The following is a 5,644-nucleotide window of genomic DNA, read 5'->3' as shown; positions in this document are numbered from 1 at the left end:
TATTGTACTCATATCTATCTTTTATACTATTTATTATATTGTATATTTCTTCTAAAATATTTTTTTCAATAGTTAATGTATTTGTATTAGATAGATACTTATTTATTTTTTCTATAGTTTCCGTTTTTATAGTTGTTAAGTATTCTAAAGCTTCATTTAATTTATTTTTATGTACCTTTATATCCAGCTCTTTACTGTACTTTTTATCTTCTAGTTCTTCATTTTGTTTCTTTACTGAATCATATTTTACTATTAGTTGATATATTTCGCTTATTAATTTTTCATAGTTACTTATACTCTCTAATATTAAATTAAAGGAGTAACTGTTACTTGTTAATATTTCTTTTTCAAAGTCATCATGTTCTTTATAATAAGCATCTATTCTTAAATTATTTTCATCTATTAATAAAGCTTTTATTTGTTTATCTATTTTGTATATATATGACTCAAGTTCCTCAATTTTTTTATTATTCTCTATTTCTTCTTTAATCTTATTTTCTTTCCGTACATCTATTTTTTCAAGTTTCTCTAAAATATTTTTAAATCTATTTTCTTCCTTTGTTATCTCTTCTTTTATAGCTTTAGCTTCACTTTTTTCAAGTTTATTATAGCTTTCTTTTGATGCTTCTAGTTCTGATTGTAATTCATTTAACTTATTTACTTCATCTTTTAATACTTGTTTATTTTCTAAAATTGTAAATTTTAAAGAGTCTATGTTTTTTTCTTCTTTCTTAACTTCATTTTCTTTGGTTTTAAGTTTTTGTGCTACTTTATATATACTTAAAGCATTGTACTTATCAAATTCTGCTTTTATTTTGTTACAAGCTCTTAGACTTTTTTCGTATTCTTCTACCTTATTATTTAACTCATCCATATTATCCATAGATTCTGCCATTGTTCTTAAATCATCATCTGAAAGTGTAGTTAAAGAGTCTTTTAATATCTCATAAATAACTGTTGGCTTAAAATCCTTTGATAATTTCGGACTTCTAAGTGATATAAGAAGATTTAATAGTTCTTTATAACTTTCTATATCAGAGTATCCAAATAAGTTTTCATTTACTTTTTTCATATATTCTTGTTGAGATGTTGTGTAAAAATTACCATTACCTAAAGCTGTTTCTAATTGTTTGAAAGTTATAGGTAACATATTCTCTTTATTTTTATAAAGCATTAAATCTTTATTTATTTGTCTACCATCCTTTAATATAAAGTAACATGACTCTACTTGCTGTCTTCCTTTTTTAGCTCTTAAGCCCATTCCTATAGTCATATATGTATTGCTATCTTCTTTTTTAAATTGCATATATAAATATGCTATTCTGTCTTCTATCTTATCATCAGTTAGTAAGTAGTTTTCTATTTTTCTTGATTTAGTACCAAATGGATCTATTCTATTTGGTCTTTTATCTCCATCAAGTAAAAGTGGTATAAAGCTTTGTGTAGTTACAGATTTTCCACTTCCGTTAGTACCTCTAAATAATATTTTTCCATCTGCTAAGTCAAATTCTTGATTTTCATAGTACCAAAAATTAAATAAACCAAATTTGCTAGCAATCCATCTATTGTTCATTGATTTTCTCCTTATAATCCTTTGGATAATCTCCTATAATTTTTCCCATTAATGGTAATATTAAAACTAAGTTGTCTTTTATATCTAACATAGAAAAACTTTTCATATATTCTTTGATTGTATGTATATAAAGTTCATCACTATATTCTCTTAAGGTTTTAGTGAATCCATGTCCATTTTCTTTTCTTAAATCTAAAAGTAATTTATTAAATTCTTCTTTTTCAAAATAAATAATATCGTCTTCTTTTAGATTTAAATTTGATATATTTTCTCTTATTATTTTACTTAACAATAAAACTACACTACTTTCACCTTTTTTATTTGGAAATACATCTTTTACTTCATTATTTGTAATAATAGGTATAATTGCATTTTTATATAAATGAATGTCCCATTCAAGATTTTCTTCGAATACATCTTTTATTTCATTTTTATTTCTAACTATATAATCATATTCATGTTCTACTCCAATTTTATTATATACAACTGGATTAAGAAGTAAATTTCTATATACATTGTACTTAGTATTTTCCTCATTTAATAAATCTTTATATGAATTTGCATTATCTAATTCATTATCAAAACTTCTAAGTATGTATCTAGAAATTCCTGTACTTTCATATAAAACATCTCTGGTCTCATCTTTTGAATATAATTCTTCATCACCATCATTTCGTTTTATAATTCCAATATCTATTGCAAACTTTATTACATTTATTAAGCATCTTCTATTTTTTTGCTTAGTCCAATCAATTTTTTCTTCACTATAATTTTGCTTTATATACTCAGTAAGATTTGATAATATAAATTGTTCTTCATTATTTTTGTCTTCTAAAAAAATAAGCAATATCATGAAAAATACATATTCTTTTATAGAATCAAATTCTTTTATTCCCATAAATCCTTGTGGATTTGCTGGAACTTTTTCAAGTTTAATAAAATTATCTTTTATTATTAACTTGTAAGATAAGTACTCTTTTATCATATTCATATAGTCATTTATGTTATCTTTTATGTCATAGTACAATTCTTTATCATTATCTTTTAAAATTATGTAATTTTCCAATAAATCTGTAAACCTCATTAATTTTTCTCCTTAAATATAAGTTCATATGCTGGCATTAAAAAATCTCCATCATTACATCTAAGATTTATTTTTTCACTTGGATTTCTATCTTTTAATTTGTATTCCATACCATACTCATTTTTTGTCCATTCTGTTTTAGAATTCATAGCTTTAGATAACCAAGTTAAATAAACTCTCCTCTCATTTGGATTAATATCTACTATATTTTTAAATATTAGTTTGTTATCAACTATTTTCCTAATCATTATTTCTTTTTCTTTTTCTCTTCTATTTATAAGCTCTATAGCCTTTTCTTGTCTTTCTTTACTTCTATCTTTTACTGTAATCTTACTTGCTGTTTTTTCTCTTCCTTGTCTATTTGATGGTTGTATATTTACAAATTCTGGTTCTTCATCATAAATACTACATGCTAACTCTGTTGTTTTTTCACTTAAAGTAGTTATATGTCTTGATGATATTGCACCAAATACTAGAGATGATAATTTATGTGCCTCTTCTATATCATCACATTTAAAAAATAAATCTATAACCTTCTTATATTCATTTTTTCTACTAGCTCCTAGTTCTCTAGCTTCTATTATTTGAAGTGCATATCTAGTAATTTTTCTTATTATTTCGTTTGTTGTTTCTAAGAGTTGTTCTGCCATAGACGTTTCTCCTCTTTCTCCTAAGAACCAACTAACAATGCTTTCAAACCTACCTTTATGTATATCATAAGCTTCTATTTCATCATAGTTTTTATCTATCGCTATGTTTATCTTTTCATATCTAACAATAGACTCTATTATAAATTCTATTGTTTCTTCATCTATCTCTTTACTTTGTAAAGTTTCTGCTATTTGCCCCACATGATTTTGTATACCTGTTATAAACTCTTTTAAATATTTTATAAAACCTTCTTTATAAGCTAGAAATTCTGTAGTTTTTAATAATTCTTCTGTTTTTGGTGAATAAAATTTACTTATATAATCTTGGTAACTTTCATTTAAGTATTTAAAGTCTCTATTTAATTGATTCCACCATGAGAAAATTTCTTTTTCATTTATGTTTTTTATATTGTATATTTTCTTTAAGGTTGCATTAAATCTTTCTATTAATGATAAATCTAATGAACCTCTAGTACCTTCCTGTATATTTTCTAATTTTATAAGCGTTCTTTCTAATTCTATAGTTATTGGTGTAATTTGATATTTAAATTTTCTATTTTTAAATTCTTCTATTGTTCTAGTTTTTTTAGTATCTTGCATTGCTGTGAAATTTTTAAATTCCACTAGCATATCTAAATCCTGTTTTAGATTTTCTATTGTATAATTTTCAAAATCCTCTAGCTTTTTTATTTCTTCATATATTTCATTTTGGTCTAGCCAGTATTTCATTTTTTCATATTTATAAAATGCTATTCTTAGTATATTTCTATATCTAAAGCTATTTTCTTGATTTAGGTATTTTGATTCTGTTATTTTTCTACCTACTTTTAAGCTATCAATCATCTTTATATCCTCTTATGTTTTTATTTTTTCTTTTAGTTTATTAACACTTAACTTTACATATATAACTATAATACAATAATTTATATTTAAAAAAATAATAAGTGTACAAATTTATGCACACCTATTTCATAGTTTCAAGTTCAACTTTACTATCTATTAACAACTTCTCAAAAAATGACTCTAAATACTTAAAATCAGGTCTTATATTCCTACTTACATCAGAATAATTAGAAAGTACTAATGCATTTCTAAAATAAAGTGAATTTTCTTTAAATAAATCATTATTAACATTGTATCCTAAACTTCTTAAATACTTTATAATAAATACTGCTGTAGTTCTTGTATTACCCTCACAAAATGGATGTACTTGCCATATAGAAGAAGTAAATCTTGCTAGTCTGCTTATAGATACCTTTGCACTTTTTTTGCTTTCCTCTTCAAAATCATATGTTAATATATCCATTAAGTCATTGTAATCACTGTATATCACACTATCTCCACCAAGTATAGGCTCTTTTTTACTTATATTATAATCTCTAAATTCTCCAACATACCTTTCAAGTTCACCCTTAAATAAATCTTTAAATAACGCTCTATGTATAGTTTTTAAAGTTATAGGACTAAACTTAAAACTTCCATTTTCTAATAATTGAACTATTCTTACTGAAACTAAATCACACTCCTCAGTTTGAAGAATTGCTTCATCATTAGGATCAAGTTCTTTATAGTATGAATAAAGAGCATTTTCTACTTCTTTATATGATTTCTTACCTTCTATAGAGTCTTGCATTAATTCTATAAGATATTTTGAAGGTTTTAAGCTATCTACTTCATTTAATCCAATTGCTACTTCCCAGTTACTTTTCTTTTCATTTTTATCTATTCTATCTTCAGTTAATTTTGTGTAGGATGATTTTGTGTACATCTTAATCTTCCTTTCTTTTGTTTATAGTCTACTTTATATATCTTATATTTTATTATAACATATTATATATACAACTAACCTTTTGTATTAACTTAAACTTTTTATTAATATAAGATATTAAAAAGCGTAGAAAAAAATCTACGCTCATTTAAGGTAATAAATAAAATTCATATCCAGATTTTCTTGCTTCATCTATAACCTCACCAAGTATATCAGCATTAGTCTTAGATATAGCATGTAAAAGTAATATAGAACCATCATGAAGATGATCTAATATATTTTTCTTACCTTCATATGGTGAAGGCTGATTGCTAGGTTCATAATCACCATAAGCAAAACTCCAAAACACAGTCTTATAACCTAAATCTTTAGTCATAGCTAAACTTTTTTCAGAATACTGTCCCATAGGAGGTCTAAAAAACTTAGGCATATCCTTTCCTGTCAATTCTTTAAATTTATCTTCAACATCAGTAAGTTCCTTATTAAAAACATCAGTAGAATAAGTAACACTCGGCATTGAATAGTGGTGATTAGTATGATTAGCTACAATATGTCCTTCATCTACCATT

General features: G+C 24.4%; 5 protein-coding genes. All 5 read right to left on the bottom strand.

Annotated features, from left to right (window positions below; translation table 11 throughout):
* Window positions 1–1,573 (bottom strand): hypothetical protein (locus tag Q5F54_RS09925; protein WP_331562674.1); only part of this gene is annotated, 1,573 nt, incomplete at its 3' end.
* Window positions 1,563–2,657, bottom strand: coding sequence for a TIGR02678 family protein (locus Q5F54_RS09920; protein WP_071120822.1), 1,095 nt, complete (start codon window positions 2,655–2,657; stop codon window positions 1,563–1,565). The genes Q5F54_RS09925 and Q5F54_RS09920, both read right to left, overlap by 11 nt.
* On the bottom strand, window positions 2,657–4,150 hold the full coding sequence (locus Q5F54_RS09915) for a TIGR02677 family protein (protein WP_277231465.1): 1,494 nt from the start codon (window positions 4,148–4,150) through the stop codon (window positions 2,657–2,659). Before Q5F54_RS09915 ends, Q5F54_RS09920 begins: the two co-directional genes overlap by 1 nt.
* Before the next feature lie 121 nt (window positions 4,151–4,271).
* Window positions 4,272–5,075 carry a Fic family protein gene (locus Q5F54_RS09910; protein WP_281539068.1) on the bottom strand — a complete coding sequence of 268 codons (804 nt, stop codon included), beginning with the start codon at window positions 5,073–5,075 and terminating at the stop codon, window positions 4,272–4,274.
* Between the two features lie 148 nt (window positions 5,076–5,223).
* Window positions 5,224–5,644, bottom strand: a 421-nt coding sequence (locus Q5F54_RS09905) for a polysaccharide deacetylase family protein (RefSeq protein WP_302334341.1), incomplete at its 5' end; no start/stop codon positions are given.

The organism is uncultured Romboutsia sp., from assembly GCF_958366745.1.
Taxonomy (GTDB): Bacteria; Bacillota; Clostridia; order Peptostreptococcales; family Peptostreptococcaceae; genus Romboutsia; species Romboutsia timonensis.
Note: the sequence above shows the minus strand (reverse complement) of the source record. Positions and strands in the feature narration are given on the sequence as shown.

Excerpts from the sequence above, each read along its gene's own strand:
- Q5F54_RS09920 (WP_071120822.1), bottom strand. The coding sequence starts at position 2,657 with ATGAGGTTTACAGATTTATTGGAAAATTACATAATTTTAAAAGATAAT.
- Q5F54_RS09915 (WP_277231465.1), bottom strand. The coding sequence starts at position 4,150 with ATGATTGATAGCTTAAAAGTAGGTAGAAAAATAACAGAATCAAAATAC.
- Q5F54_RS09910 (WP_281539068.1), bottom strand. The coding sequence starts at position 5,075 with ATGTACACAAAATCATCCTACACAAAATTAACTGAAGATAGAATAGAT.